This window comes from Acinetobacter johnsonii CIP 64.6, from assembly GCF_000368045.1.
Classification (GTDB): Bacteria; Pseudomonadota; Gammaproteobacteria; order Pseudomonadales; family Moraxellaceae; genus Acinetobacter; species Acinetobacter johnsonii.
In genome coordinates, this window is sequence record NZ_KB849235.1 from 438,555 (window position 1) to 464,000 (window position 25,446).

A 25,446-nucleotide genomic window follows, 5' to 3' on the forward strand; every position below is an offset into this window, starting at 1 on the left:
AATATAGGTCTTTAAGATATTAAGCCTCTATTGCACTTTCCACTGCCCTGACAGTTGAATATTCACTTTTTCGCCTACACCTGCAATGGCTTTTTTCATGCCAAAATCACTTCGGTTAATTACGGCTGAGGACTGGACATCCAGTAGATTGGCATTATTGGCACTTGGTTTTAGGGTCGTGCTAAAGCTAACAGGCTTGGTGATGCCGCGAAGTGTTAAGTTTCCGGCAATATTATATTGACCATTACCCAAATCTTTAAAACTGGTACTTTTAAAGTTAGCGGTTTTGTACTTGGATGCATAAAACAAATCTTCACCCAAAATCATATTTTTCAGTGAAGGTTTACTCAAGCTTAGGCTATTTACATCCATGACAAAATGCGTCGAAGCATGCTGTGGTGCTTTGGCATCAAACTGCATACTAGATTGCACCCGATTAAACTTAGCTCTTACAACGGTTACACCCAAGGATTTAATTTCAAAGCCTACATTACTCTGAGGCGTCAATGTCCATGACTGGGCTTGCACTTGAGTGCTGAATGCAAATGTAACACCTGCAATCATCAAAGCATTTCTAATGACCGCATGACGTGCAATCTGTTTCGTCTGTTGTTTTCTATCCATTGAACTCGATCCTCGTCGAAATATTTTTATTCGACTGAGAACCTTAGTCTAAATTGGATGGGTCCTGAGTTAAAAATTTGTGTTGTAACTGTTTATATATTTCACTTTGTTGGAATTTATGTAAAAAATCACTGGTTCCCAGTGGAAACGCCTGCTCTAAAATATCACCTCGATAATAAGCTTCTCGAACAGGTGTTGCAGACATCGCATCTTGTAGGCTATCGAGTTCAACCATTTTCCATTCAGGAAAAAGCTGTAAATAATAGGAGGAATCATCTTTAAAATGGCCAATGAGTCCAACTTTAGAATCAGGTGTGACTACATGATTCACTAATTTTTTTACCAATTGCACCCATTTAACATCATTATAAACATCAATTACATGTACAAAGTGAATCCGTTTTTGATGCGCTTCTGAAAAGTTCGATAAAATCATTTCTTCACGTTCAGATGCTAAAAATGGATTTTTCGTATTTCGTTCATTTTGCGCAGAACCTAAAGCCAAAATGACATTTTCACTTTGCTCTAAAGCAATCTTAATGGTTTGCATATGCGCCAAGTGAAATGGCTGGAAGCGACCAATGAATACGAGATAATCAAATGTATATGGCATAAATCTTTTACTTTTTTATGAACTGGTCAGTTGTGTCGATCATAAAATTATGCGACATAATGAGCCCATAAAATTAAATCAAACTTTCTAGCAAGGATAGTACGATGACACTGAGCTGTATTCAACAACCTCATCAACATTTGAATGCAAAATTAGACAATGGCGTACTGACATTAGCCATTCACCGTCCTGAAGCAAAGAATGCGTTGTATGGCGAACTTTATTTATGGATCGCAAAAGCTTTAGATGAAGCAGATCTAGACAATAGCGTTCGTGCTGTCATTCTACGTGGTGAAGACGCGGACTTTACCGCAGGCAACGACATGCAAGATTTTATGAAATCTGCAGCGCAAAAAGGTCAAGCACCTGCGGCTGAAGGCCCTCCATTTATTTTACTTAAATCTGCGGCAAAATTTTCTAAACCGTTGATTGCGGCTGTACGTGGTGTGGCGATTGGTATTGGGGTAACGATCCTGTTACATTGTGACTTGGTTTATAGCGACAACACTGCCCTATTCCAGATTCCATTTGTAAGCCTTGGTTTATCTCCAGAAGGTGCTTCAAGCAAATTATTGGTAGAACAAGCAGGTTATCACAAAGCTGCTGAATTACTGCTGACCGCTCAGAAGTTTGACAGTGCAACTGCAGTTGCTGCAAACCTTGTGAATAGTATTGAAGATGATGTGTATGCAGCAGCAGCTAAAAAAGCGGCACAGTTGTCTGCTTTACCTTTAGCCTCTTTAGTGCAGTCTAAGGCATTAATGAAGCACAATGTAAATGAAATTGTGGCTTGGATTGATCATGAAGCTGAAATTTTCATGGATCGTGTCGGCTCTCCAGAAATGATGGAAGCCGTATCAGCATTTATGCAAAAGCGTAAACCTGATTTCACCCAATTCAACTAATCGTTCATCGTTGAATCACTAAAAACAACTGTGTTTCATATTACACAGTTGTTTTTTTATTTTCCGTCCCAAAATATTTAAGAACCTATTCGGAAAACTTCTTATGTCAAACACTACAGAAAAAAAGCGTTACTTTGAGCCTGCCCCACAAGACATCGATGTTGAAAATTTTAAGAAAGTCATCCAAAGCCGTCGTTCAGTACGTAAGTTCACGGATAAACCGATTCCAAGTGAAATTTTAGATGAATGCTTAGATTTAGCGTTGCTTGCACCCAATTCATCAAACTTACAGCCTTGGACATTCTATGTGGTGCAAAATCCGAGTAAGAAAAAGCAGCTGGTTAAAGCGTGTTTAGGACAACTTGCTGCTAAAACCGCATCCGAATTAATCGTATGTGTCGCTAGAACAGATCGTGTTGATGAGATGGCGAAACTAAATATCACCGAGTTTCCATTTCCCGAAGCACCACCAGCGATTCAAAAGTATTACCGCTTTATTCCATACAACTATAAAACAGGTTATTTCAATGCATTGGGTAACTTCAAAAAAGTTGCATTTAAAGTAGCCCGTACACTTGATAAACAACTTCCTGTTACTGCATTTAATCAAGCCGATGCTAAGCTTTGGGCAAGTAAAACTACAGCTTTAGCTTGTGAGAACCTAGTGCTAGCTTTACGTGCCTATGGTTTCGATAGTTGTATGATGGAAGGTTTTGATGAGCCTTTGGTGCGTAAACTGTTAAATCTGAATGATCAACAATACCCTGTGATGGTGATTGGTGCAGGTGAGCGTGCAGAAGACGGTGTATTTTTCCCGCAGTACCGTTTTGATCGTGAGTTATTTATTCAGAAGGTTTAGTTGCTACCTTAATTATAGTGATTGCAAAAGTTTGATACGCGTTAAGGTCATCAGCAACTGTTCGAGCTAACCTAAATACCTATCATAGAGTTTCTGCGACTTATTTAATCATATGATAAAAGCAATCGAGTTTTGCTGATGACAATGGTTTTGCCTACTTTTCCCGAAAGAAAAGTAGGTCGAACCGAAGGTTAAAGTCTCAATTAAATATTAAACCTTAAGACTCCGCCACAAACTTCTTTTAAGATTAAATATCCACGATTTGAATAAACTCAAAAGCTGGTTCTTCATAGGGATGACTTAATTTTAAAGCCTTTACCACAGTGACAGCTTTCTCCTCTGGAACAATGGTTTCTACCCGCCACTCTGGAATTTTCTCCAAAGCATCCAACTCACCTATAAACGGATTTGCGTCTTTTACAGGTTTAAACTGGCCTGTACCCAAAACCTGCCATGCACAGTGTTCATAGTTTCCTATACCACCTGCCCCTGCTTCAAAAATCGCAAGTTTGGTAGATTCAAGATGTGATTCGGGAACATAGTAAATAAGTTTGAGCATGGAACTACTCTTTATGAGAATTTGATAATTTTTCGGACTCGGCTCTTATATCCCAAGTTGAGAAAAGAAACACCGACATGGTTCCTGCTAAATTCACTGCTAATTCTGCATGTCTCGAAGATGGTTTAAAATTCTTCTGCCCTTGTCCATGTGCATCACCAACTTTATTTCTTAATGCACCTAATCCCTCAACAATAGAACTACAACCGCCCAAAATCTGCTTAAAAGTTTGCTCTGTATGTTGTGATGGAGATAGGTTCAACTTTTTGTTTAATAGACGGTACAAATGATTAATATCAGGACTATTTCCATAATCAACATTGAAGTCATCCAATATATGCTTACAAGTAGATTCCAATAATGTTCTCGACAACGTAATTGCCCCTTCGGGATCTGTACTTCGTCTTTCTAAAGCTTTACCCCATATTTGATGAATGTAATCAGAACTTAAACCTTCAATTTTATTCATCACTAGATGGTCTAATGGAGTTGTATCTAAACTTTCCAAGACATCGAACAATTCATTAAAATCATCATAGATATGTTGTTTACATTCCTCATAACCATTAAAAGTATTTTTTAAATAGTCATTCGCCTGATCTAAAGATCTAGAATTTTTCACTAATGTTGGAAGATAAGGTTTTAGATTATTAATTTTAATCAGCTCATTTCTCAATTGAATAAATGCTTCGTCAGAGCCTTGCTCTAATTTGTCTAAGACTCTAGAGATGATTAACTCTTGTAATAATGAAACTGTTTTTATTAAATCTGTCATTTTTAATCTTAAATATTCAAACTTTAAATATTTTATAAGTATATAAAAATAAAGCCATAAATATTTTTGAATATCTTATCATCAATAAAAATCCACCTTTCGTTGGTTCTTTAACTTTCAAAAATCACATCTGCAATGCATAACCCAAAATCAAAAAGATCAATTGCAAGCTCAAAATCACAGCAAACAACTTCCATCCTTTTTTACGCAATGCAGACTTATCTACTGCTTCGTATGTAACTGTTTTAATCATGTCATCACCTCATACATGAGTGTTGATACTGAAATTGTTTAGTGATCCATCTTTCTTCTATTGTGCATGATATTTGTGCATTTATTACACAATATCACTTTTACATAAATATAAAAGCAAAATCTAAACCAACTTCAGCGGGAGAATTAAAAAAATAAAAAACGATTCAATAAAAAAGCCACCCGAAGGTGGCTTTTCAAAACCCAGACTTCAGATTAACCAATGAACTTACGTGCATTACGGAACATACGTAACCATGCACCATCTTCCGTCCACTCTTCAGGCTTCCAAGAATGCTGTACTGCACGGAAGTTACGTTCAGGGTGCGGCATCATAATCGTTGCACGACCATCTTTCGATGTAACACCTGAAATCGCTTCTGGAGAACCATTCGGGTTCATTGGATAGTGTTGAGTTGGGTTACCTTGGCTATCGACATAACGCAAGATTACTTGATTACCTGTATTTAATGCAGCCAAGTTATCTGCACTAGTCACTACACGACCTTCACCATGTGCAACTGCAATCGGTAGGATTGAACCTTCCATACCATCTAACAAGACAGAGTTCGATTTTTCAACACGAACATTGACCACACGCGCTTCAAACATCTCAGAAGTGTTGCGATGGAATCGCGGCCAAGCTTCAGCACCCGGAATCAGTGGAGCCAATTGCGACAACATTTGGCAGCCGTTGCAAATACCAAGAGAGAACGTTTCGTCACGGTTGAAGAATTTTTCAAATTGGTCACGAAGTTTTGGGTTGAACAAAACTGATTTCGCCCAGCCGCCGCCTGCACCCATGACGTCACCATAAGAGAAGCCGCCGCATGCCACAAGGCCTTCAAAGTCATCTAGGCTGATACGACCTGCAAGTAAGTCGCTCATGTGCACATCTACAGTGTTGAAACCAACTTTGTCGAATGCCGCAGCCATTTCAACATGACCATTTACGCCTTGTTCACGTAAGATCACCATGTTTGGACGTCGTTCGTTGATGTACGGCGCTTCGATTGGCTCGTTCAAATCAAATGTAGGTTTTGCAATAATACCTGCATGTGATTTATCCGTGATCAATGCAAATTCTTGATCCGCTGTTTCTACGTTGTCACGTAAACGTTGGATCTGATGTGACACTTCAGTCCACGCCACTTGCAAGTCTGCACGTTCAAGCACTAAGCCATTTACAGTCAACTGATCGGTGTTGTTTACCGTACCAATGACCGTAATTGCATCGCATAATGTAGATGCCGCAACTTCTTCTGCAAGTGTTGCCCAATCAGACGTGCTGATTTGAAGCACTGCACCAATTTCTTCTGCAAATAAACTTTCAGTTGATTGATCTTCTAAAGCCACACCGAGACGTGCTGCAAACATCATTTCCGCAACAGTTGCAAGCAAACCACCATCACCAATGTCGTGGTAAGCCTTAATTAAGCCGCGGTTGTTCCAGTCTTGAACCAAGACAAAGAAAGCTTTGAAGTCGTCAAAACTATCCACATCTGGTGTCACTGAACCAATAGCTTTATAGACCTGAGCAAGGATAGAACCGCCTAGACGGAACTGACCTTTAGAAAGATCAATACGCACAAGTACTGATTCTTCATTTTTCAATTCAGGCGTTAAGGTTTTACGTACATCAGTCACAGGCGCAAAGGCTGTGATTACACCTGACATCGGTGAAGTCACCGATTTGTCTTCGCCTTCATCATTCCAAGTAGTACGCATAGACAATGAGTCTTTACCCACTGGAATTGCAATACCGAGTGCAGGACACATTTCCATACCGATGGCTTTTACACCTTCAAATAAAGCTTGGTCTTCACCCTTTTGCCCTGCCGCCGCCATCCAGTTCGCAGACAATTTAATGTCACTGATCTGGTCGATTTTTGCAGACATAATATTCGAGATCGACTCTGCAACCGATAAACGTGCAGATGCCGCAGGGTTTAACAATGCAACAGGTGGACGTTCGCCCATCGCCATTGCTTCACCTGTATAGCCTTGTAAGCTTGTTGTGGTCACTGCTGCATCTGCAACAGGAACCTGCCAACGACCTACAAACTGATCACGTGCAACCATACCTGTAATTGAACGGTCACCAATGGTGATCAAGAATGATTTCGATGCAACCGTTGGGTTTTTAAGTACACGGTAAATCGCATCTTTCAAATCTGTGACTTTAGAAGCATCAAAGTCGTCGCCTTGACGTTCAATCGTTTCATACGAACGGCTCATACGAGGTGTGCCGCCCAGCATGACTTGCATTGGCATATCCACGGCTTTGTTATCAAACAATGGATCGTTCACTGTCAATTGACGCGCTTCAGTTGCTTCACCTAAAACGGCAAACGGACAACGTTCGCGTGCACATAATGATTCAAATAATTCTAAAGAACTTGGACGAATCGCCAATACATAACGTTCTTGCGCTTCGTTTGACCAGATCTCCATTGGAGACATGCCCGGCTCAAGTGATGGAATCTTACGTAAATCAAGAATCGCACCCAGTTCGTGGTCATTCACCAACTCAGGCATTGCGTTTGAAATACCACCTGCACCCACGTCATGCACAGACACGATTGGGTTGAAGTCTTCCATACGCCAGCATGCATCAATCACTTCTTGGCAACGACGTTCCATTTCAGGGTTTTCACGTTGTACAGAAGCGAAGTCTAGGTTTTCACCGAGTTTACCGCTGTCTACAGAAGATGCAGCACCGCCACCCAGGCCGATCAGCATTGCAGGCCCACCAAGAACGATCAGCAAGTCACCCGGTTGAATCGCATCTTTTTCCACGTGGTCTGGACGAATGTTACCGTAACCACCCGCAATCATAATTGGCTTATGGAAGCCTTTTACATCGCCATTTACATTTTGTTCAAATGTACGGAAGTAACCATTTAAAGCAGGACGACCAAATTCGTTGTTAAACGCAGCACCACCCAATGGGCCTTCAATCATAATTTGAAGCGGAGATGCCATACGAGATGGTTTACCGTAGTTTTCTTCCCAAGGCTGTTCAAAGCCCGGAATATTTAAGTTTGAAACCGTAAAGCCTGTTAAACCTGCTTTTGGTTTACCACCACGACCTGTTGCACCTTCATCACGGATTTCACCGCCCGAACCAGTCGCAGCACCCGCAAATGGCGCAATCGCTGTTGGGTGGTTATGCGTTTCCACTTTCATCAAGATGTGAGCGGCTTGGCTCTTGTATTTATAAACGTGGTGACCCGTCGCTTCATCTTTCTTTGGATAGAAACGCTGAGTATCAAAACCAACGATCACCGAAGCATTGTCTTTATATGCGGACAATACATCTGTCGGTGATTCTTTATAAGTATTTTTAATCATTTGGAACAATGACAATGGCTGTTTTTCACCATCAATTGTCCATTCAGAACCAAAGATTTTATGACGACAGTGCTCTGAGTTTGCCTGAGCAAACATCATCAGTTCAATATCGTGCGGATTACGACCGAGCTTGTTAAAAGCAGCAACTAAATAATCAATTTCTTCATCAGAGAGTGCAAAACCAAACTCAGAGTTCGCTTTTACTAAAGCGTCTTTACCCTGACCTAATATGTCAATTGCATTTAAAGGCTTTGGTGCAGTTTCAGAGAACAATGCAGCAGCGTCTTCAATTTGATTGAACACACTTTCAGTCATACGGTCATGTAAAACTTGTTTTACTGCATCCGATACTTCAGAAATACCTTTTAAAGTAAACAAAACACCGCGTTCTAAGCGGTGTATCGGGGTATTACAGTTAGCAAAAATATCCGTTGCCTTTGATGACCACGGCGAGATTGTACCTACACGTGGCGTCACAAGGACTTGAACTTCATCACTTGTCGCTTCGCGAACTTGGAAGGTTGCGCCATCATTTAATAGCTGCAAAGCAGATTGCTGTTGTTGCTCGTCGAGCGCTTGGTCGAAAAGGTAAACCCATTGGCTTTCTATTGATTGAACAGAACTGATAGACGATAGACGTGTTAAAAGTTGTGTTTGCTTAAAAGAAGAGTGTGCAGGTGCACCGGCAACGATAAACATGCTGTTTTTGGCTCCACGGGCAGGTCTAGACAACCTACCTCAATGTGACTTGAAGAGAGCGCATATTCTACTGTGTATTGCCAAAATCAGCTAGTCGTCTACGACTTAAAAAAGTGAGATTTCTTTGTTTTAAAAGATCAATTTACTTTGACTTTAAAAATCAAACATGATTAGTAACAAATGTTTTAAGGAATAAATTTCAAAGATGCCCGACTTTTAGGCTTTTGTTGGGTTCTAAAAACCATTTTCAATTGATATTTAAGCTGCAAATAACGAAGTTGACAGCCTGCTTGAGAACAAACAGGACTGCTTTAAGATGTTCTATTTCTGAAAACTTCATACTGCATAAATTAAAAGACAACTTATGTCGCAGCCCTCTAGAGCTCGTCACACTTTTTTGGCATGATGAAGCCAATAACTCACTGAATAACGATAAATGATGCAAATGCGTTGGTTGGAACTGCTCTCAACAGTTCGTATTGGAAGTAAAAAACAAAATACCGAATTGGCACGTAGCCCATTTCACAAAGATTATGATCGAATTATTTTTTCCCAAAGTTTTCGCCAACTGAACCGAAAAACCCAAGTCCATCCACTGACTCAACACGATGGCATTCACACCCGTTTAACTCATTCGCTCGAAGTCTCCTGCATTGGACGCTCTCTTGGCATGCTCGCAGCGGAAAAGATCAAGGACGAACTGCCAATTTGGATTTCCCCTGCCGATGTTGGAGCCATTATTCAAGCAGCTTGTTTAGCACATGATATTGGGAACCCCCCGTTTGGCCATGCAGGTGAATACGCCATTCGCGAATGGTTTGACGATGCATCACATGGAAACTTTTTAGAGAAACTTTCCGCAGAAGAACAAGCCGATGTGCGTCAGTTTGAAGGTAATGCCCAAGGTCTACGCTTACTGACTAAAATTGACTATCACCCTAATGATGGTGGCATGCGTCTAACCTATGCAACACTGGGCGCTTATTTAAAATATCCGTGGCTGTCTAAAACCATCGAATCACAAGGCAATACCCCTGCCAGTAAACGTGCCAAATTTGGCTGCTATCAGGCAGAAAAAGAAATCCTTCAACAAATTGCAGAGCAACTCGGACTGATTCAACTGGGTGAATATCATTATTGTCGTCATCCACTGACTTATTTACTTGAAGCAGCAGATGATATTTGCTACGCCCTGATTGACCTTGAAGATGGCATTATTTTAAACATGTTGTCTTATGAAGAAGTTGAACCGATTTTTTTAAGCTTGCTTGGTGAATATAGCGCACCAACTGAACTGTCGATGCCAGATACGACTTGGCAGCAAAAAATTGCAGCCCTGCGCGGGCGCGTGATGAAACGTCTGGTTGAAGAAGTCACATCGGCTTTTGCTAAGCATCATTTTGAAATTTTAAACGGACAACTGGCTGGCAGCTTACTGCAATACTGCGCTGCTGATATTGAGTTAGGCATTAACCGTGCAAAAGATTTAGCCCGCAATAAAATATTTGAACACCCACAAAAAGCTGGTTTGGAAATTATTGCCCATCAAAGTTTACAAAACATTTTAGATGCCTTTATTCCGCTCACTACACCGCATAAAACATTGAGCTTTAAAGAACAACGCTTAATGGCTATTTTATGTCGTTCTGGTGCGCACTTTGGTAGCAACCATTATGAAAATATCATGCAGGTCTTAGATATTATTTCTAAATTTTCAGACCACCAAGCGTACAACTTGTCTCAAGAGTTACAAGGCAATAAGGCAGGATTGATTTAAATGTGTCATCAACATCCAGTTTGATGATAAAGCCATCAATCCGAACTCAATTTTCCGTGAGCCTTTTGCCTTTCTGCGCAATGCTCACTACTATGCAACCATTGATAAAAAAGTGAATCACACAACATGATCGGATGTCTTATTGGTGAAGTCTTCGCACTAGAAGCACCCACCGTACTTTTAAATGTAAATGGTGTCGGTTATGAAATTGATACACCACTGACAACCTTCTGCCAACTACAAAAAGGCCAGAAGATTACCTTATGGACGCACCTTGCCGTGCGTGAAGATGCTCAACTGCTCTATGGTTTTCTACATCAACAAGAAAAAATCATTTTTCGCACCCTATTAAAGGTCAACGGTGTCGGCCCTAAAATGGCTTTAGGTATCTTATCCACGCTTAGTGTCGATATGCTGATTCATACTGTTGAGCATGAAGATATTAATACACTGGTTAAAGTACCTGGTGTGGGTAAAAAAACCGCTGAACGCCTCATGATTGAACTACGTGATCGCTTTAAAGCGATGTCTTCAGGTACAGCACCAAGCAACTCAACCGTTGAACAAATTCAGTTCACAGGTAACTCTGCCGTGGCAGAAGCTGAAGCGGCCTTACAATCTTTAGGGTATAAACCTTTAGAAGCACAGAAATTGGTCAATGCAGCAAAAGGTGATTTCACTGAAGCAAGCGACATCATCCGTGCTGCACTCAAATCGATGAATAAATAAAGCATCTCAATCAAGACGACATTTGATACACGTAAGTGTCATTGGCAACTGTTCGAGTCAGGAGACATTTGCAGATCAATGTTTCTGCGATATAGTCGATAAGAACTTTCATTCGATGAGTTTTGCGATGAGGTGCATTGCACCGCAAGTGGTTTTCTTGCGAAGCATTGCTTCTCATTTTGCAAAACAAAAGTAAGGCGAACCGCAGGTTATTCCTGAGTTTCGCTTGAAAATGGAAAGACTCCGCCAAGGTATATACTTTCTTTTCTGACATTTTGCTACAAAGCATATTCACCTAAAGTTTAAATAATATATGCAAGACCGTCTCATCGGTGGTTCCGAAAAACCCGAAGATCATATCGACCGCGCTATCCGCCCGACCTCACTCGATGACTACATCGGTCAGCCCGTGGTTCGTGAGCAAATGGAAATTTTTATTGGCGCAGCCCGTGGTCGTGGTGAAGCACTCGATCACACCTTAATTTTTGGTCCACCGGGACTAGGTAAAACCACACTTGCCAATATTATTGCGCGTGAAATGGGTGGAAACCTCAAGTCGACTTCAGGCCCCGTACTAGAACGGGCTGGGGATTTGGCAGCCATGCTGACCAACCTTGAAGAAGGTGATGTGCTATTCATCGACGAAATTCACCGTCTTTCCCCCGTGATTGAAGAAATTCTTTACCCTGCCATGGAAGACTACCAACTCGACATTATGATTGGTGAAGGTCCTGCAGCGCGTTCAATTAAGCTCGACTTACCCCCTTTTACTTTAGTTGCCGCAACCACACGTGCTGGACTCCTCACCTCTCCTTTACGTGACCGTTTTGGCATCGTGCAACGCCTTGAATTCTATTCCGTCGCTGACTTGACGCATATTGTGACTCGTTCTGCCAATTTGATGGATGTACCTATTACACGTGAAGGTTCAGCAGAAATTGCACGTCGTTCACGTGGTACGCCGCGTATCGCCAACCGCTTACTACGTCGAGTTCGTGACTATGCACAAGTCAAAGGTACTGGTGAAGTGACACAAGATATGGCTCAGCGTGCACTCGATATGCTCAATGTCGATAAAGATGGTTTAGACACTTTAGACCGTCGTTATTTGAGTATGTTACTTGAACGTTTTGATGGCGGCCCTGGTGGTGTAGAAGCTTTGGCAGCTGCAATGGCTGAAGACTCAGGTACATTAGAGGACGTGATTGAACCGTATTTGATTCAACAAGGTTATGTGATGCGGACAGCCCGTGGTCGTATTGCCACCAATATGGCATATTTACAGTTTGGTATGACACCGCCTGAACCGAAACATTAAGCAAAAAAACTAAGCCTGAAAAATAGGCTTAGTTTATGAATTTATCTAAAACCATCTCATTTTTTAAAAGTTTTTTTGCAATGAGTTTAAATTTTGCAATGTGATTTCTATATGCTTTAATGTCTTCCTGCAATGTACTACTTTTACGTAATAGAGCATTATTTAATAAAGCACCATCTAAAACAATGTCTCTTAAAATTAGATTTACCTCAGTTTGAAAATCAGCAGTATAGTAAAAAACTTCAAATGATATTTTCACCTTTAAAGCCTGCATATTTTTCAATCTTCCTTGGAGTTCTTTATATATTTCATAACCATACGTACCCTTTTGAACATGCTTTGATAAATCAATCTTTATACTTTCCATCGCAGTAAATCCAATAAATGTTGATAAATTTTCCGCCTCAGTTAGAAAATCAACTACCAATCTTTTAAATTCATTTCTATCCTTATTAAAACCATCTATTTTATTCTTCATAAGTAATTGTTTATATTGATTTTCAATTAAATTACTATTTGATTCCATCATTAGTCTTTCAGAACTTTCTATTTGCTTAATTACCGCATCAAAAGACTGCTTCGTTAAATCAAAACTTTTTCGTCCATACCAATATGCCAACCAAGTAGCTAAGCCACCTAAAGCTAATGCAATCACAACAGAAAGTGCAAAAGACAAAATAGCCGTTTTGTCTGTAGAAGCATTTAATTCCATATGTGTTTTAGCAGGCTGCTGGAAAACTATTGTTTGCACACTTGGTTGTTGAGGCACTGTCCAAGGAAGTTGAATTACTATATCGTTAGAATCTTGCTTAGGCATATTTCAAACTTATTTTTAACTTATCAAGTGGCTTTATCATACTAAACTTCAAATAGGCTTGAACACAAAGTAAGGTTTATAAAGAAGAAATTTCTCTCACATCCTCCACCAGCATTAACTCACACGCCCCATTTCCTGTGTCTGTCCGACTCAGTGAACTGCGCCACGTCCAACCATCAGCCGACTTAACTTCAACCAGTTGCCCTTTTAAATAAACCATGTCATCCACATCAATATCTGCAAGCTTTTGTGCAACAACTTTATTGGCTGGGATCAAATGCGTATTGGCACTACTCGAGGCAATGTCATTTACTGGAATGGGTGGATTGTTCTCATAACGCCAATAATACCAACGATTACTTTGTGTAATAGATAGTTGCTTGTAGACTTCAGGCTTCGCCATCTCGTTCCAACCCAAAGCAAAATCCACAGGACTCAGCTCTGCTTCACGACCCATCCTATAGTTTTCACGCGCCAACACACGAAACTCTCCCGCATATGGTTCTAAGGAAGTAATTGTGTAGCCTTCAACTTGCTGTACATTTTCAATCGGTGAATATAACTCTAAACTTCTGCTTCCTTGCTCAGGCTTAAGCCAATATGTCCACAGCGCAAATGCCACAGCCAAAATAAGCAGCAGTTTAAAATAACCATTCATTCCCTTATCCTTATATTTTTATAGCCATACAGCGTTCAACTCCCCCAACAGTTATGAATCACAATATTTGACATCTTGTGCCATTGGAGTGAAATCTCATAATGCTAAACTGCGACGCATTAGTACTTTGACGTGCATCAATTTTAAGACCCTGTCCTTAAATATAAAAGCGCCAAGTCAATCTAAATCGACTCGTACAACTGGAAAAACGGAATACTCTCATGGCGAATAAATTTGAATTCAACATTCGTGTCTATATTGAAGATACTGATGCAGGTGGCATTGTTTACCACGCCAATCATATTCGCTTTATGGAGCGTACCCGTACTGAGTGGTTACGTGCTTCTGGTGTAGATCATTACTGGCATCAAAAAGACTATAACTTCGTTGTACACAAAATTAATGTGAAATATTCACGTCCAATTTTAATGGATGATTTAATTACTGTTACAGCAAGTGTTGTTTCGTGTAAGGCTACGTCATTTGTGTTGCAACAAAATATTTATCGTGGTGAAATCATGCTTGCATCTGGTGAGGTCGAATTGGCATGTATCAGTTCAGAAATGAAACCACGTCGACTTCCCGATGAAATCCGCGAACTGATTCTAAAAGAATTAGGACAAGACTAAAAAAATTATTGGCACATGTAGTAACTATGGCAACTCAACTCGAATCATCTCTTCAAGTTTCAGATCTAATATTACAAGCAAGCCCAGTCGTACAACTGGTAATGCTGGCTTTACTTTTGGCCTCGCTGTTTAGCTGGTATCTGATTGCCAAGTTACACATGAGTTATAAAAAAGCACAGGCAGACGATGACCATTTCCAAAAAATCTTTTGGTCGGGTGCTGAACTGAATACGCTATATAACAATGCGCAACTTAACTCCAAACGTGTCGGCCTTGAGGATATTTTTTATCAAGGTTTAGGCGAGTTTTTAAAACTCAAAAAACGCAATGCTGCTCCAGCACAAACCATTGAAGGCACAGAACGTATTTTACGCGTCGGTCTAAGTCGTGACCAAAGCCAACTTGAACAAGGCTTAGGTGCTTTGGCCAGCATTGGTTCTGTTGCCCCGTATGTTGGCTTATTTGGTACCGTTTGGGGCATCATGAATGCATTCATCGGTTTAGCAGACGTAGATCAAGTCACCCTTGCCACGGTTGCACCCGGTATTGCTGAAGCCCTCATTGCTACAGCGATTGGTTTATTTGCAGCGATTCCTGCGGTATTGGCATTTAACCATTACACCGGAAAAGGCGAAACAGTTTACTCCGATCGTGCTTTATTTGCAGAAGAAATGGTTGCGTTATTACAACGTCAGTCTTTGGGTGAAACTAAGGAACATGACTAATGGCAATTCAACGTTCAGGACGCTTCGAGCGCATTAAGAAACCACTAAAAAGTGAGATGAACGTCGTCCCATATATTGACGTCATGCTCGTATTATTAGTGATTTTTATGGTCACCGCACCCATGATTACCAGCGGCATCAATGTCGATCTTCCTCAGGCCAATGGCAACCCCATTGAATCAAAAGATGCACCTGCAATGGTCAGCTTAGATAAAGAAGGTCGCTATTTCCTTAAATATAAAACACACAGTTCAGCTGAACCTTTGGCTTTATCTGAATTGACCTCTATTTTAAGTGAAGCACAGCAACAAGCTCAGGCTGAAAATAAAACTTTAACCGTTGTTGTGGAAGGTGAACAGTCACGCTCTTATGGCGAAGTCATGTCGCTCATGAACAGCCTACAAGAAGCGGGTCTCAGCCAAGTTGGATTACTCACAGAGCCATTAAAGTAATTTATGAAAGATTTTAAAAAGCCACCTTTTAAACAAAAAGCCATCGCGCTTGGATTTACCTTTGGTGTCCATGTGATTGCTGTTGTTGGCTTACTTTATCTTGGTATGAGTAAACCACCAGAGCCACCGAAGCAAATTAGAACTGTGCTCATCAAACCTGAGGACTTAAAGCCTGTTACGCTTGAAGAAACAGAGTTTACTGAAACAGCGCATGAAAATGTAGCAAAAGAGGTCACACAAACTGCTCCGCCCGCTGTAGAGCCTGCACCTGTGATCCCAACTGCACCACCTATAACACCCGTTGTGCCAAAGGTCGACACTCAAAAAGCAGCAGCGGATGCCAAAGCTGCTGAAGCGGCAACGCGTAAAGCAGAAATGCAAAAGCAGTTAGAGGCACGAGCGAAGGCTGAAGCTGAAAAACTACAAGCTCAGCAAGAACGTGCTGCTGCCCGTGCAGCGGAGCAAGCTAAAAATGCAGAGAAAGCCAAAACAGATGCAGCGGCGAAAGCCGAAGCAGATGCCAAACGCCGAGCAAACTTAGAAGCATTGAAAAAAGCAGAGGCAGTACAAAAAGCGAAGCTAGAGGCACAAAAGAAAGCGGATCTCGCTAAAAAGCAGAAGCAAGACGCTGATACAAAGGCCAAAGCAGATGCAGATAAAGCCAAGGCTGCCGCTGATGCAAAACGTAAAGCCGATGCAGACAAAGCGAAAGCCGCCGCTGATGTTAAAGCTAAAGCAGATGCTGCGAAGACCAAAGCTGACGCTGATGCGAAACGTAAAGCTGATGCTGATAAAGCTAAGGCAAATGCTGATGCAAAAGCCAAAGCTGATTCCGAAAAAGCCAAGGCTGCCGCTGATGCAAAACGTAAAGCTGATGCTGAAGCGAAAGAGCGTGCGGCTGAAGAAGCACGTGCTTCATCTGCAAAACAAGCTGCCGAAGAAGCCGCGCAAAAGAAAGCAGAAGCAAAGCAAATTGCTTCAACGGCTAAGCGCGACTTTGAGAATAAAATTAAGCGTGCTTGGGATACCCCAGCAGGTTCAACGGGTAAAACCGCGACTGCACGTGTCACGCTTTCGGATAGTGGTGCTGTACGATCTGTGCTCGTAAGCTCCAGTGACCCTGACATGAAAGCCAGCGTCGAAGCAGCTGTTCGTTCTGCTGCACCCTATCCAATGCCTTCAGATCCAGAAGCGCGCCGGCAAGCACAAAGCTTTACCTCATCCTTTACTGCAAAATAACCCAAATCCCTCTGAACAGTCAGGGGGATTTTTTTAGCCTAAATCTCAGTACTTTTATATACTCAAATAACTTATTTTATATACGTTTAATCTGTTTTAGCTTTCAATAACAATCCGTGCAATATCTTTAATTTCAGTCGATATTGCACTCCATATAAGCAAATCGCCACTCCCCCCTTATCACACATATCTACCTATGCGTTTTTGCATTTACGCTTCAACGACTTAATTCTTACTCATTTTTCACAGTGTTATAACAGATCAGTCATAATTTCATGCTTTTAATATTAGAAAATCATGCCATTATGTAGAACAATTAAACCCACAATAAAAGCCGTTTGTTTGAGTAAATAACGAATGATGGAAATGACGCGTAAACACCTTCTTAGCCTAGCCATTTTAACTGCTTTCAGCCCAGTCTTAGTGACTCAAGCGCATGCTCAGCTTCATTTAGAAATTGCAAAAGCACCTGAAGAAGCGCCTAAAATTGCAATCGTACCTTTTAGCAATGACAGTAGCCTCTATCCCATTATTGAAACGGATTTAAACCGCTCAGGGAAATTTACCAGCGCTTCAAAAAATTTACCTGCAACCGCCAGCATGAATAATCCGAACGCAGCCAACTGGCAGGCTGCAGGTGTTCCATATGTCGTTACAGGAACAGTAAAAACCACTGAAAATGGTAGCTACGAGGTTCATTACCAACTGTATGATGTCCAAAAACAACAATATCTTTTAAATGAATTATTAACTGTTCCAGCATCACGCGTTCGTTCTGCTGCACACATGATTAGTGATGCCATTTATCAAGCATTAACTGGTATTCCAGGAGACTTTAGCGGTCGTATTGCTTATGTGCTACGTAATCCAGCTACACCGGAACAACGCTATACACTACAAATCGCGGATACTGATGGTGAGCAACCACGTACAATTTTAACGTCACGCGATCCAATTTTATCGCCTGCTTGGACACCAGATGCCAAGAAAATTGCTTATGTTTCATTTGAAACCAAACGCCCTGCAATTTATGTCCAAGACCTTTCGACAGGTGCGCGTGAAAAGCTTGCTAGCTTCCGTGGTCTAAATGGCGCACCAAGCTTCTCTCCAGATGGGAAAAGTATGTTGTTCACCGCTTCTATGCATGGCAACCCAGAAATTTACCAAATGAACTTGGAAACCCGTCAACTGCAACGTATGACCAATGACAGTGCTATTGATACTGAAGCACGTTATGCACCAGATGGTAAGTCATTTATCTTTACTTCTGACCGGGGTGGTTCTGCACAAATTTACCGTTATGACTTGGCAAATAGCAGTTATAACCGCCTGACCTTCCGTGGCGCATTCAATGCACGTGGTACGCTCAGTGCCGATGGCAAAAAGCTGGCACTGGTCCACCGCCCAAGCGGTAGTAACTATAAAGTCGCTATTCAAGATTTAAACTCAAGTGTTACAAATATTTTAACGCCAACCAGTTTGGATGAGTCACCAAGTTTTTCCCCAAATGGGCAGATGGTGGTCTATGCAACGCGTGAAGGTTCACGTGGTTTGTTATCGATCATGTCACTGGATGGCCGTTTCCGTATGAATTTACCAAGTGAACAAGGTGAAGTCCGTGAACCCGCTTGGGCACCCAAATAACTTTTTTAATGACTAGTCATTTAATAATCATCAATTTTCATGGAGATGAAGAATGAAATCGATCAAACTTTTAGCCCTTCCAATCTTAGCGACTGCTCTTGTAGTTACAGGATGTGCGAGCCGCAAACCCGCTGCGACAATTGAAGCGGGTCAAAACCCAAATGGTTCAACCACAGTCAATACTCAAGGTCTAAGTGAAGATGCTGCTTTAAATGCACAAAATCTTGCAGGTGCATCGGCAAAAGGCGTAACTGAAGCCAACAAAGCATTTTTAGCAAAACGCGTTGTGCATTTTGACTATGACAGTAGCGACCTCAGCAATGATGATTACCAAACGCTACAAGCTCATGCGCAGTTCTTAATGGCAAATGCAAATTCGCGTGTGGCGTTAACAGGTCATACCGATGAGCGCGGTACACGTGAATACAATATGGCATTGGGTGAGCGCCGTGCCAAGGCGGTTGAAAGTTTCTTAATCACCACAGGTGTGAGTCCAAACCAACTTGAAGCCGTTAGTTATGGTAAAGAAATGCCAATCAATGCAGGCCATGACGAAAATGCATGGAAAGAAAACCGTCGCGTAGAAATTAACTACGAAGCAGTTCCACCACTTTTAAAATAATGCTGGTATTACAACTGAAATAAAAAAAGCGCTCCTTTCGATGAGCGCTTTTTTTATGACTTAAACTTGTACAGGCTTGGGATTTTCATCAGATTCTTCAGCATGTTGCATAGATTCAATCATGTCATGTTTATTGAACTTTTTATACTCAGCTTTTGCTTCGTAGTCTTTCCACGCTTTTTTTACGCTATCGTCTGAAATATCATCTAAGTTAATCCCTTCGCTCGGCGTTGGAGTCGCATCAAATTTTTGCGTTGTCATTGTTGTGCTCCTATTTTTACCTGATATTCCTTCCATCAACATAGCACTTTCCACAAGACTTGCAAGGGTAAAATCGCAGCAAATAGTCGAGTTTAATTGTTCTTTTGTCTCGTTCTCGACTAAAATATAGCGCAATGTTGATTTTGTTACGTATTCAAGTTTTAGTGGAGTCCTCCCCCTTATGTCATATCTCAATCTGTCCCAATTTTTAGAACAACAAATGGGAAATCTTACGCCTGAATTGGCACAAGTGATTAGCACCATTGCTGCTACTTGCCAAACTATCGATCAAGCTTTACAAAAAGGCGCTTTAGCAGGTGTTTTAGGTAGCGCACAGCATGAAAACGTGCAAGGTGAAGAACAGAAAAAACTGGATGTGATTTCAAATGATTATTTGATTGATGCTCTAAAAGTTCACCCACAAGTTGGTGGCTTAGCGTCTGAAGAATTGGATGAATTCACGCCAGCTCAAGAAAATGGCAAATATTTAGTTTTATTTGACCCACTTGATGGTTCAAGCAACATCGACATCAATATGTGTGTGGGTACTATTTTCTCAATCTTGCCTGCAAAAAATGCAGTGACACAAGCTGAAGACTTTATGCAAGCAGGCAACCAGCAAGTTGCTGCGGGTTATGTACTTTATGGCCCATCAACCATGTTGGCACTAACAGTCGGCGCAGGTACGGTGTTCTTTACCTTTGACCCAGAAACTCAACAATTCTTGCTCACCTCTGAAAATATTCAAGTGGCAGTAGATACCAAAGAATATGCCATTAACTCATCAAACCAACGCCACTGGGAAAACCCAGTAAAACGTTATATTGAAGAACTTCTCGCAGGTAAAACAGGTCCACGTGAGAAAGACTTCAATATGCGTTGGGTGGCTTGTATGGTGGGCGACATTCACCGTATTCTTTGCCGTAGCGGGATTTTCATGTATCCATACGACCTCAAAGATCCGAAAAAAGCAGGTCGCCTACGTTTAATGTATGAAGCAAACCCTATGAGTATGCTAATTGAACAAGCTGGCGGTGCATCTACAACGGGTCGCGTTCGTATTTTAGACATCGAACCAACTGACCTACACCAACGTGTCCCTGTTATTATTGGTTCTAAAAACGAAGTCGATTTAGTGACTGGCTACCACAACTAATTTTTTTAAATGCGCATAGCCATCTGACGCGTTATGCGCATGAGTCTCCTCCATGTCGATTATTTTCCTTGAATCAAAAGACAACCCAAAGATTAAACATCTCCGTGGTTTAATAGAGCAAAGTAGCTACCGTAAAAAGCAAGGTCAAACTGTGCTTGAAGGGACACACTTAGGCTTAGCTTGGGTTGAAAAAAAGAAGAAACTCAATTCTATTTTCACCACTGAAAATGCACTCGAACACCCTGATATTTGCGATATTCTAGATGAATATGAGGGTGCTGTTTTTGTCATTGCTGAAAGCCTATATCGTGACTTAAGCACATTAGGAACGACTTTACCCTTCTTGGCAGTTGTAGACTTACCAAGTTCAAGCCAAAGTGTAGACTTTAGCTTAGATACCTTGATTTTGGAAAACATTCAAGATCCAGGCAATGTAGGTACACTACTCCGCTCTGCTGCTGCAGCGGGTATTAAGCAAGTTATTTGTACCAAAGGTTCTGCTGCACTCTGGTCACCACGTGTATTACGCGCAGGCATGGGTGCACACTTCTCACTCAACACCTATGAAAACGTTGCCATCGAAGATGTACTCGAACGCTTTGAAATTCCAGTGTATGTAACCAGCTCACATCAGGCTGAAAGTTTATATCAAAAAGATTTAACACAAGCTTGTGTCTGGATCTTAGGCAATGAAGGCCAAGGAGTTTCTGACTTTGCTTTAGCACATGCTCAAGCACTGAGCATCCCACAGCCCGGTGGCCAAGAATCTCTCAATGTCGCTATTGCGGGTTCAATCTGCTTTTTTGAAATGGTACGACAACGACTTTAAAATCGTTAAGTTATATTAACTAAAGTCGGCTCAGCAGAAAAAATAGATTACACTAGACAAAATAATTACTTGTGTTGTCAACCAAACCATTATTTCCAACGTTATAAGCACATGATCGAGGAAATAATGGTGGGTATCCGATGACAGGATTTTCCATCTCTATGGATTTAGCACCCAAACAGTCTAAAACGCAGGATTCTAGTACTCTTAAGAGTACCGCCGAGTCTCGCCTAAAAAACTTCATGCAAGAAGTGACTGGTCGTGCGTTAGTAATGATGGAAAGTGCTACCCAAAACCAGCAGGGTATCGCCATGGATTTGGTGCAAGAAGCCTTTATTTCATTACACAAATCTTATTCCGATCGATCTACGGAAGAATGGTATCCCCTGTTCTATACCATTCTAACCAACAAGTTACAGGATTGGCGTCGTAAAGAAGCACGTCGAGCACAACCGTTTTCTTTCTTTAAAAAAGTCAGTCTTGATGATGACGATTTTGAAGTCAATGAGGTGGTCGATGAAAGAGCGCTGAATCCTTCAGACTTTTTAAGTCAAGCTGTCACTGCGGATGAAATTCAAGAAGCCATTGCGGGTCTTCCTGTTCGTCAGCAGCAAGCATTTATGTTACGTGCATGGGAAGGTTTTGATACTGCAACCACTGCGCAAATCATGAATTGCTCTGAAGGCAGTGTTAAAACTCATTACCACCGTGCGATTCAAGGCTTACGCAATGCTCTCGCACATTTGAATCCACATCTAGGAGGATCATCCGAATGAAAGATGATTTCTTAAAGCAAGTAACCTCCAAACTTGATGGGCTCGCGCAACACCACAAAAACAAACCCGTGGTGATGCAACATGTTCTTGATGACATTCAAGATCAAAAGTCCTCACGTTATGGCCTTTGGAAAATGTCAGGTTTTGCTTTAGCTGCGGCTATTGCTGGTTTTGTCGTACTTCCGAACTCTGTAACCCTTGATGAAAAACCACACAACCAAGTGGTTTCGACTCCTAAACTTTCACCTCAAATGGTTGAAGATTTAGAAATGTTATTGGTTTTAGGTGAGGACACTGTTCCACATGGCAGCTAAACGTGTCGCTTTCGCACTTTGCACGCTAGGTTTTTTACAAACCAGTTTTGCAGGTTTTGATCGTTTTTGGATTTTTTCCAAAGATGCAGACACCCAAGTGTCTGAAACATGGGAATCGTTGTCTGAAGAAGAACAGCGTGCGTTGATTCAACGTTACCAATCTCTTAAAGAACTGCCCGATGCGCAAAGTGCAGCCCTGCAACAACGTATGGACTGGTTTACTCAGCTACCTGAGCAAGAAAAGCAAAAAATGCGTGAGACTTGGCAACAGATGAGCACCCAAGAACGACGTGATTTACGTGTACGCATGCAAAAAGCAGATGCAGATGAACGTGTGAATATTCGAAATGAATATATCAATAAATACATCCATAGTAACACTGCTACACATTAAGATGCCTAGCCGAATATAAATAGTATAGAAACGCTCATAAAAAAATGCCTCATGTGAGGCATTTTTTTATGCTTACATTTATATTTTTCGTCGTTGTCTAAGCCACGCTAATGACAACAATCCAAGCACCCCAACACTACCCATTGAGCCACCACCACCGCCACTCGCTTCCGTATTGGTATTTTTAGCGGTGTTCGTAAAATACATCATCGCAGATTTAGACTCTTCAGCCTCTGCATCATAGATCACATATTCAATTTCATAAGGGAATGGACTGAAATTATTGCGGACTTCAACTTCAATATTGCCGCCATAACATACATATTTTTCATACTCTCCCGGACAAGAACCTGTACGTTCTGGCTTAATATTAATGCCTGCATCCTGACGTACAATACGAATAGCAAGATCCTTTCCATTCGCATCACGGTGAAATGCTGGACGCTGATGTTCTGCCGCGACTGTACTAATTGGCCCATCACCATCATCACTATCATTTGCCAGTGGATTTACATTGAGTTTTAAAATGCCACCATAATTCAGGGTGTATTCATCCGTTTTGGCAATCGGTTGTATATTGCTAAACTCCGCTTTTAGAATCCCCGAAGAGCTTGCCTGCGTAGCCTTACTCTTTACACTATATTGGCAATACACATATTCCGTGCTTGTTGTAGGCTTACCATCGGTGCGATAAATCATGATTTGTTTTAAATCATCCTTCCACTCACAGCGTAAAGTTGGATCCGCTCTGAGCTTTGAGGTATCCAGCACACCATCTTTGGCACTGAGCACACCTACACCTAATACCTGAGTTTCAGTAATGGTATAATTCTCAGTGTTCATTTCTTTTAAAGCAGACGTTCCATCAGCAGTGTTGACCACAGCCTCATCTTGCAAGACAAACTGGAAAGGATCGACATAAATCGCTCGGTACTTTTGATGTAGTTTGGTTGCCGCTAAAAGCTCTTTATAACGCTTTAACTCTTCATTAAACTCGATCAAAAAGTCTGGATTGGTGTTTTTATTGGCGATTAATTCTTCCAATTCCTTAATATTATTCTCATAAGCCTGAAGACGTTCTGCCTGCGAGCTATTTTTCAAATCAGCAATATCAGCTGCTGCTAAACGACGCAACTCAACCGATCCAATATCACAGCTGTTAGCTTCCGCAGGTGCTAACATCAATGTTCCGTCGACAATACGATCTAGACCACGCTGGTCACTATCATTACAGCTCAATTTACTGTTGGTATCGAGTAAATCAACTCCACCACTATTCACTTTCGGGAAATACATTGGGCGGAATAAATTATATTTTGATGGCGAAGTTAAGGAACTGAGTAGACTTCCTATAGCTACATTTTTCACATCAATATTAGTATCTGTCGTACCATCGAGTATTCGTGCACTTGCTGCCAGTTCACACTGACTGGTCACCGTATCAAGCGCATTGTAACCGGCTGTCACACCTGCATCATATTTATCGGATAGTGTCTGAGAACCGACATAGCGGCATGATGTGTTTCCATTATATGCAAGCACATTGTAATACATTGACTTCATACCAAAATCATCATAATCCAAAACACTCGCTGCACTGTTTTCTACAATAGTGTTATTTGACAATAAGAAACTACTTTCAAGACTTAGATTATGCTCTCGGGTATTGACGGCATACAAAATGCTTCCATTTGTTGCATTTACCGTATTTTTTGCAATGGTATTATTCGCCATAGCAACTTTTGGGTTACCACAAAAATCGAATGCATTTAGATTCGATATCTGACCATTCGAAATAATACTATTCGCTCTAAACTCTATATTGGTTTTTACATCCAACAGCCCTGCATAACATTGCATTGCAAGAACACTACCCACAGTCGCTTGGTTGCCTTGTAATACACTATTATTTACAGTCACCTGATGCTCACCAGGACCAACGAGATAGAGTGCTCCACCTTTTTTATCGGACTTTGAGTTTAGAATTTGTGCATTATTTAAGGTTAATGCTCCACCGACCAATAAAGCACCGCCTTCATCTGCCGAATAACCATTTTCTAAAATCACATTCTCTAGCGTCAAACTGGTCTTGCTAATGGTATTAAATAAACGTGACTTTCCACCCGCATCAATCCGTGAAGTCAACTCACCTAGCGCTGGATACTTAAAAGTGATGGGATTTTTTTCACGATCTAAATATGGGCTTTTCCCAAAAATCACCACTTTAGACTCGGGAACAATTTCCTTATTCAGTTTATACGTCCCAGCTGCTAACTGAATATAATCGGTTTGACCTGAACCGGTATTCCCAGCACTACAGCCCCCATAAGCCTTGTTTAAGCTGGCTGTTTTGATTGCCTCACGGAGTGAACATTGATTCATGTTTACATTATCTTCATCTTCAAATGTGTTGACATGAATTGTTCTATCTTCTGCAGCCATTAATGTCATAGCAGTTATTACCAT

The 25,446-nt window shown here is 41.2% G+C and carries 26 protein-coding genes; 16 read left to right on the forward strand and 10 right to left on the reverse strand.

From position 1 onward, the window contains the following. Positions 1 to 27: 27 nt before the first annotated feature. Positions 28 to 624 (reverse strand): YceI family protein, encoded by a 597-nt coding sequence (locus F986_RS07970; RefSeq protein ID WP_004693844.1) that lies wholly within the window; start codon positions 622 to 624, stop codon positions 28 to 30. A 43-nt stretch (positions 625 to 667) separates the two neighbouring features. Further along, the gene (locus tag F986_RS07975) at positions 668 to 1,237 is read right to left on the reverse strand and encodes a nicotinate-nicotinamide nucleotide adenylyltransferase (protein WP_004693846.1); all 570 of its coding nucleotides are present in this window, start codon (positions 1,235 to 1,237) and stop codon (positions 668 to 670) included. 104 nt (positions 1,238 to 1,341) lie between these two features. Here F986_RS07975 and F986_RS07980 point away from each other — a divergent pair, with 104 nt between their 5' ends. Together F986_RS07980 and F986_RS07985 are read left to right on the forward strand one after the other, a co-directional pair. Beyond that, positions 1,342 to 2,142 (forward strand): enoyl-CoA hydratase-related protein, encoded by an 801-nt coding sequence (locus F986_RS07980; protein WP_004693847.1) that lies wholly within the window; start codon positions 1,342 to 1,344, stop codon positions 2,140 to 2,142. Between the two features lie 103 nt (positions 2,143 to 2,245). Then, the gene (locus F986_RS07985) at positions 2,246 to 3,001 is read left to right on the forward strand and encodes a nitroreductase family protein (RefSeq protein ID WP_004693849.1); all 756 of its coding nucleotides are present in this window, start codon (positions 2,246 to 2,248) and stop codon (positions 2,999 to 3,001) included. 247 nt (positions 3,002 to 3,248) lie between these two features. Here the strand turns inward: F986_RS07985 and F986_RS07990 are convergent, their stop codons facing one another. From F986_RS07990 to purL, 4 genes are all read right to left on the reverse strand, one after another. Beyond that, positions 3,249 to 3,560 (reverse strand): YqfO family protein, encoded by a 312-nt coding sequence (locus F986_RS07990; protein ID WP_004693851.1) that lies wholly within the window; start codon positions 3,558 to 3,560, stop codon positions 3,249 to 3,251. 4 nt (positions 3,561 to 3,564) lie between these two features. Then, a complete protein-coding gene (locus F986_RS07995; protein ID WP_004693852.1) occupies positions 3,565 to 4,335 on the reverse strand; it encodes an abortive infection family protein in 771 nt (256 codons plus the stop codon). Between the two features lie 124 nt (positions 4,336 to 4,459). Continuing rightward, complete coding sequence (locus F986_RS18685; protein WP_004693854.1) at positions 4,460 to 4,588, reverse strand: KGW motif small protein; 129 nt, start codon at positions 4,586 to 4,588, stop codon at positions 4,460 to 4,462. A gap of 215 nt (positions 4,589 to 4,803) precedes the next feature. Then, positions 4,804 to 8,640, reverse strand: coding sequence for a phosphoribosylformylglycinamidine synthase (gene purL, locus F986_RS08000; RefSeq protein WP_004693857.1), 3,837 nt, complete (start codon positions 8,638 to 8,640; stop codon positions 4,804 to 4,806). 436 nt (positions 8,641 to 9,076) lie between these two features. Between purL and F986_RS08005 the strand changes: the two genes are divergently transcribed. From F986_RS08005 to ruvB, 3 genes are all read left to right on the forward strand, one after another. After that, positions 9,077 to 10,417, forward strand: coding sequence for a deoxyguanosinetriphosphate triphosphohydrolase (locus F986_RS08005; RefSeq protein ID WP_004693859.1), 1,341 nt, complete (start codon positions 9,077 to 9,079; stop codon positions 10,415 to 10,417). Positions 10,418 to 10,543: 126 nt separating this feature from the next. Next, complete coding sequence (ruvA, locus tag F986_RS08010) at positions 10,544 to 11,146, forward strand: Holliday junction branch migration protein RuvA (RefSeq protein ID WP_004693861.1); 603 nt, start codon at positions 10,544 to 10,546, stop codon at positions 11,144 to 11,146. A 313-nt stretch (positions 11,147 to 11,459) separates the two neighbouring features. After that, positions 11,460 to 12,464 (forward strand): Holliday junction branch migration DNA helicase RuvB, encoded by a 1,005-nt coding sequence (gene ruvB / locus F986_RS08015; protein WP_004693863.1) that lies wholly within the window; start codon positions 11,460 to 11,462, stop codon positions 12,462 to 12,464. A 28-nt stretch (positions 12,465 to 12,492) separates the two neighbouring features. Here the strand turns inward: ruvB and F986_RS08020 are convergent, their stop codons facing one another. After that, a complete protein-coding gene (locus F986_RS08020) occupies positions 12,493 to 13,281 on the reverse strand; it encodes a hypothetical protein (RefSeq protein WP_004693865.1) in 789 nt (262 codons plus the stop codon). Positions 13,282 to 13,357: 76 nt separating this feature from the next. Next, positions 13,358 to 13,939: a hypothetical protein gene (locus tag F986_RS08025; RefSeq protein ID WP_004693867.1), complete on the reverse strand. Its 582-nt coding sequence runs from the start codon at positions 13,937 to 13,939 to the stop codon at positions 13,358 to 13,360. A gap of 221 nt (positions 13,940 to 14,160) precedes the next feature. On the opposite strand from F986_RS08025, the gene ybgC reads away from it, so the two are divergent. The 6 genes from ybgC to pal all read left to right on the forward strand — a co-directional run bounded on the left by ybgC (position 14,161) and on the right by pal (position 19,250). Continuing rightward, complete coding sequence (gene ybgC, locus F986_RS08030) at positions 14,161 to 14,568, forward strand: tol-pal system-associated acyl-CoA thioesterase (RefSeq protein ID WP_004693869.1); 408 nt, start codon at positions 14,161 to 14,163, stop codon at positions 14,566 to 14,568. 26 nt (positions 14,569 to 14,594) lie between these two features. Then, complete coding sequence (tolQ, locus tag F986_RS08035; protein WP_004693871.1) at positions 14,595 to 15,293, forward strand: protein TolQ; 699 nt, start codon at positions 14,595 to 14,597, stop codon at positions 15,291 to 15,293. Beyond that, the gene (gene tolR / locus F986_RS08040) at positions 15,293 to 15,745 is read left to right on the forward strand and encodes a protein TolR (protein WP_004693872.1); all 453 of its coding nucleotides are present in this window, start codon (positions 15,293 to 15,295) and stop codon (positions 15,743 to 15,745) included. Before tolQ ends, tolR begins: the two co-directional genes overlap by 1 nt. A 3-nt stretch (positions 15,746 to 15,748) precedes the next feature. After that, positions 15,749 to 16,984: a cell envelope integrity protein TolA gene (gene tolA / locus F986_RS08045; protein ID WP_004693874.1), complete on the forward strand. Its 1,236-nt coding sequence runs from the start codon at positions 15,749 to 15,751 to the stop codon at positions 16,982 to 16,984. Positions 16,985 to 17,344: 360 nt separating this feature from the next. Further along, a complete protein-coding gene (tolB, locus tag F986_RS08050) occupies positions 17,345 to 18,628 on the forward strand; it encodes a Tol-Pal system beta propeller repeat protein TolB (protein WP_005399723.1) in 1,284 nt (427 codons plus the stop codon). Positions 18,629 to 18,680: 52 nt separating this feature from the next. Next, positions 18,681 to 19,250 carry a peptidoglycan-associated lipoprotein Pal gene (pal, locus tag F986_RS08055; RefSeq protein ID WP_004693879.1) on the forward strand — a complete coding sequence of 190 codons (570 nt, stop codon included), beginning with the start codon at positions 18,681 to 18,683 and terminating at the stop codon, positions 19,248 to 19,250. Between the two features lie 60 nt (positions 19,251 to 19,310). Here the strand turns inward: pal and F986_RS08060 are convergent, their stop codons facing one another. Then, positions 19,311 to 19,511 (reverse strand): NF038105 family protein, encoded by a 201-nt coding sequence (locus tag F986_RS08060; protein ID WP_004693880.1) that lies wholly within the window; start codon positions 19,509 to 19,511, stop codon positions 19,311 to 19,313. 181 nt (positions 19,512 to 19,692) lie between these two features. Here F986_RS08060 and F986_RS08065 point away from each other — a divergent pair, with 181 nt between their 5' ends. The 5 genes from F986_RS08065 to F986_RS08085 all read left to right on the forward strand — a co-directional run bounded on the left by F986_RS08065 (position 19,693) and on the right by F986_RS08085 (position 22,980). Continuing rightward, positions 19,693 to 20,667: a class 1 fructose-bisphosphatase gene (locus F986_RS08065; protein ID WP_004693882.1), complete on the forward strand. Its 975-nt coding sequence runs from the start codon at positions 19,693 to 19,695 to the stop codon at positions 20,665 to 20,667. Between the two features lie 52 nt (positions 20,668 to 20,719). Further along, on the forward strand, positions 20,720 to 21,496 hold the full coding sequence (locus tag F986_RS08070; protein ID WP_004693884.1) for a TrmH family RNA methyltransferase: 777 nt from the start codon (positions 20,720 to 20,722) through the stop codon (positions 21,494 to 21,496). A gap of 161 nt (positions 21,497 to 21,657) precedes the next feature. Further along, a complete protein-coding gene (locus F986_RS08075) occupies positions 21,658 to 22,272 on the forward strand; it encodes an RNA polymerase sigma factor (RefSeq protein ID WP_004693886.1) in 615 nt (204 codons plus the stop codon). After that, on the forward strand, positions 22,269 to 22,586 hold the full coding sequence (locus F986_RS08080; RefSeq protein WP_004693889.1) for a hypothetical protein: 318 nt from the start codon (positions 22,269 to 22,271) through the stop codon (positions 22,584 to 22,586). Before F986_RS08075 ends, F986_RS08080 begins: the two co-directional genes overlap by 4 nt. After that, a complete protein-coding gene (locus F986_RS08085; protein WP_004693891.1) occupies positions 22,576 to 22,980 on the forward strand; it encodes a DUF3106 domain-containing protein in 405 nt (134 codons plus the stop codon). Before F986_RS08080 ends, F986_RS08085 begins: the two co-directional genes overlap by 11 nt. Before the next feature lie 78 nt (positions 22,981 to 23,058). Here the strand turns inward: F986_RS08085 and F986_RS08090 are convergent, their stop codons facing one another. Then, positions 23,059 to 25,431 (reverse strand): CSLREA domain-containing protein, encoded by a 2,373-nt coding sequence (locus tag F986_RS08090; protein WP_227555139.1) that lies wholly within the window; start codon positions 25,429 to 25,431, stop codon positions 23,059 to 23,061. Between the last annotated feature and the right edge of the window lie 15 nt (positions 25,432 to 25,446).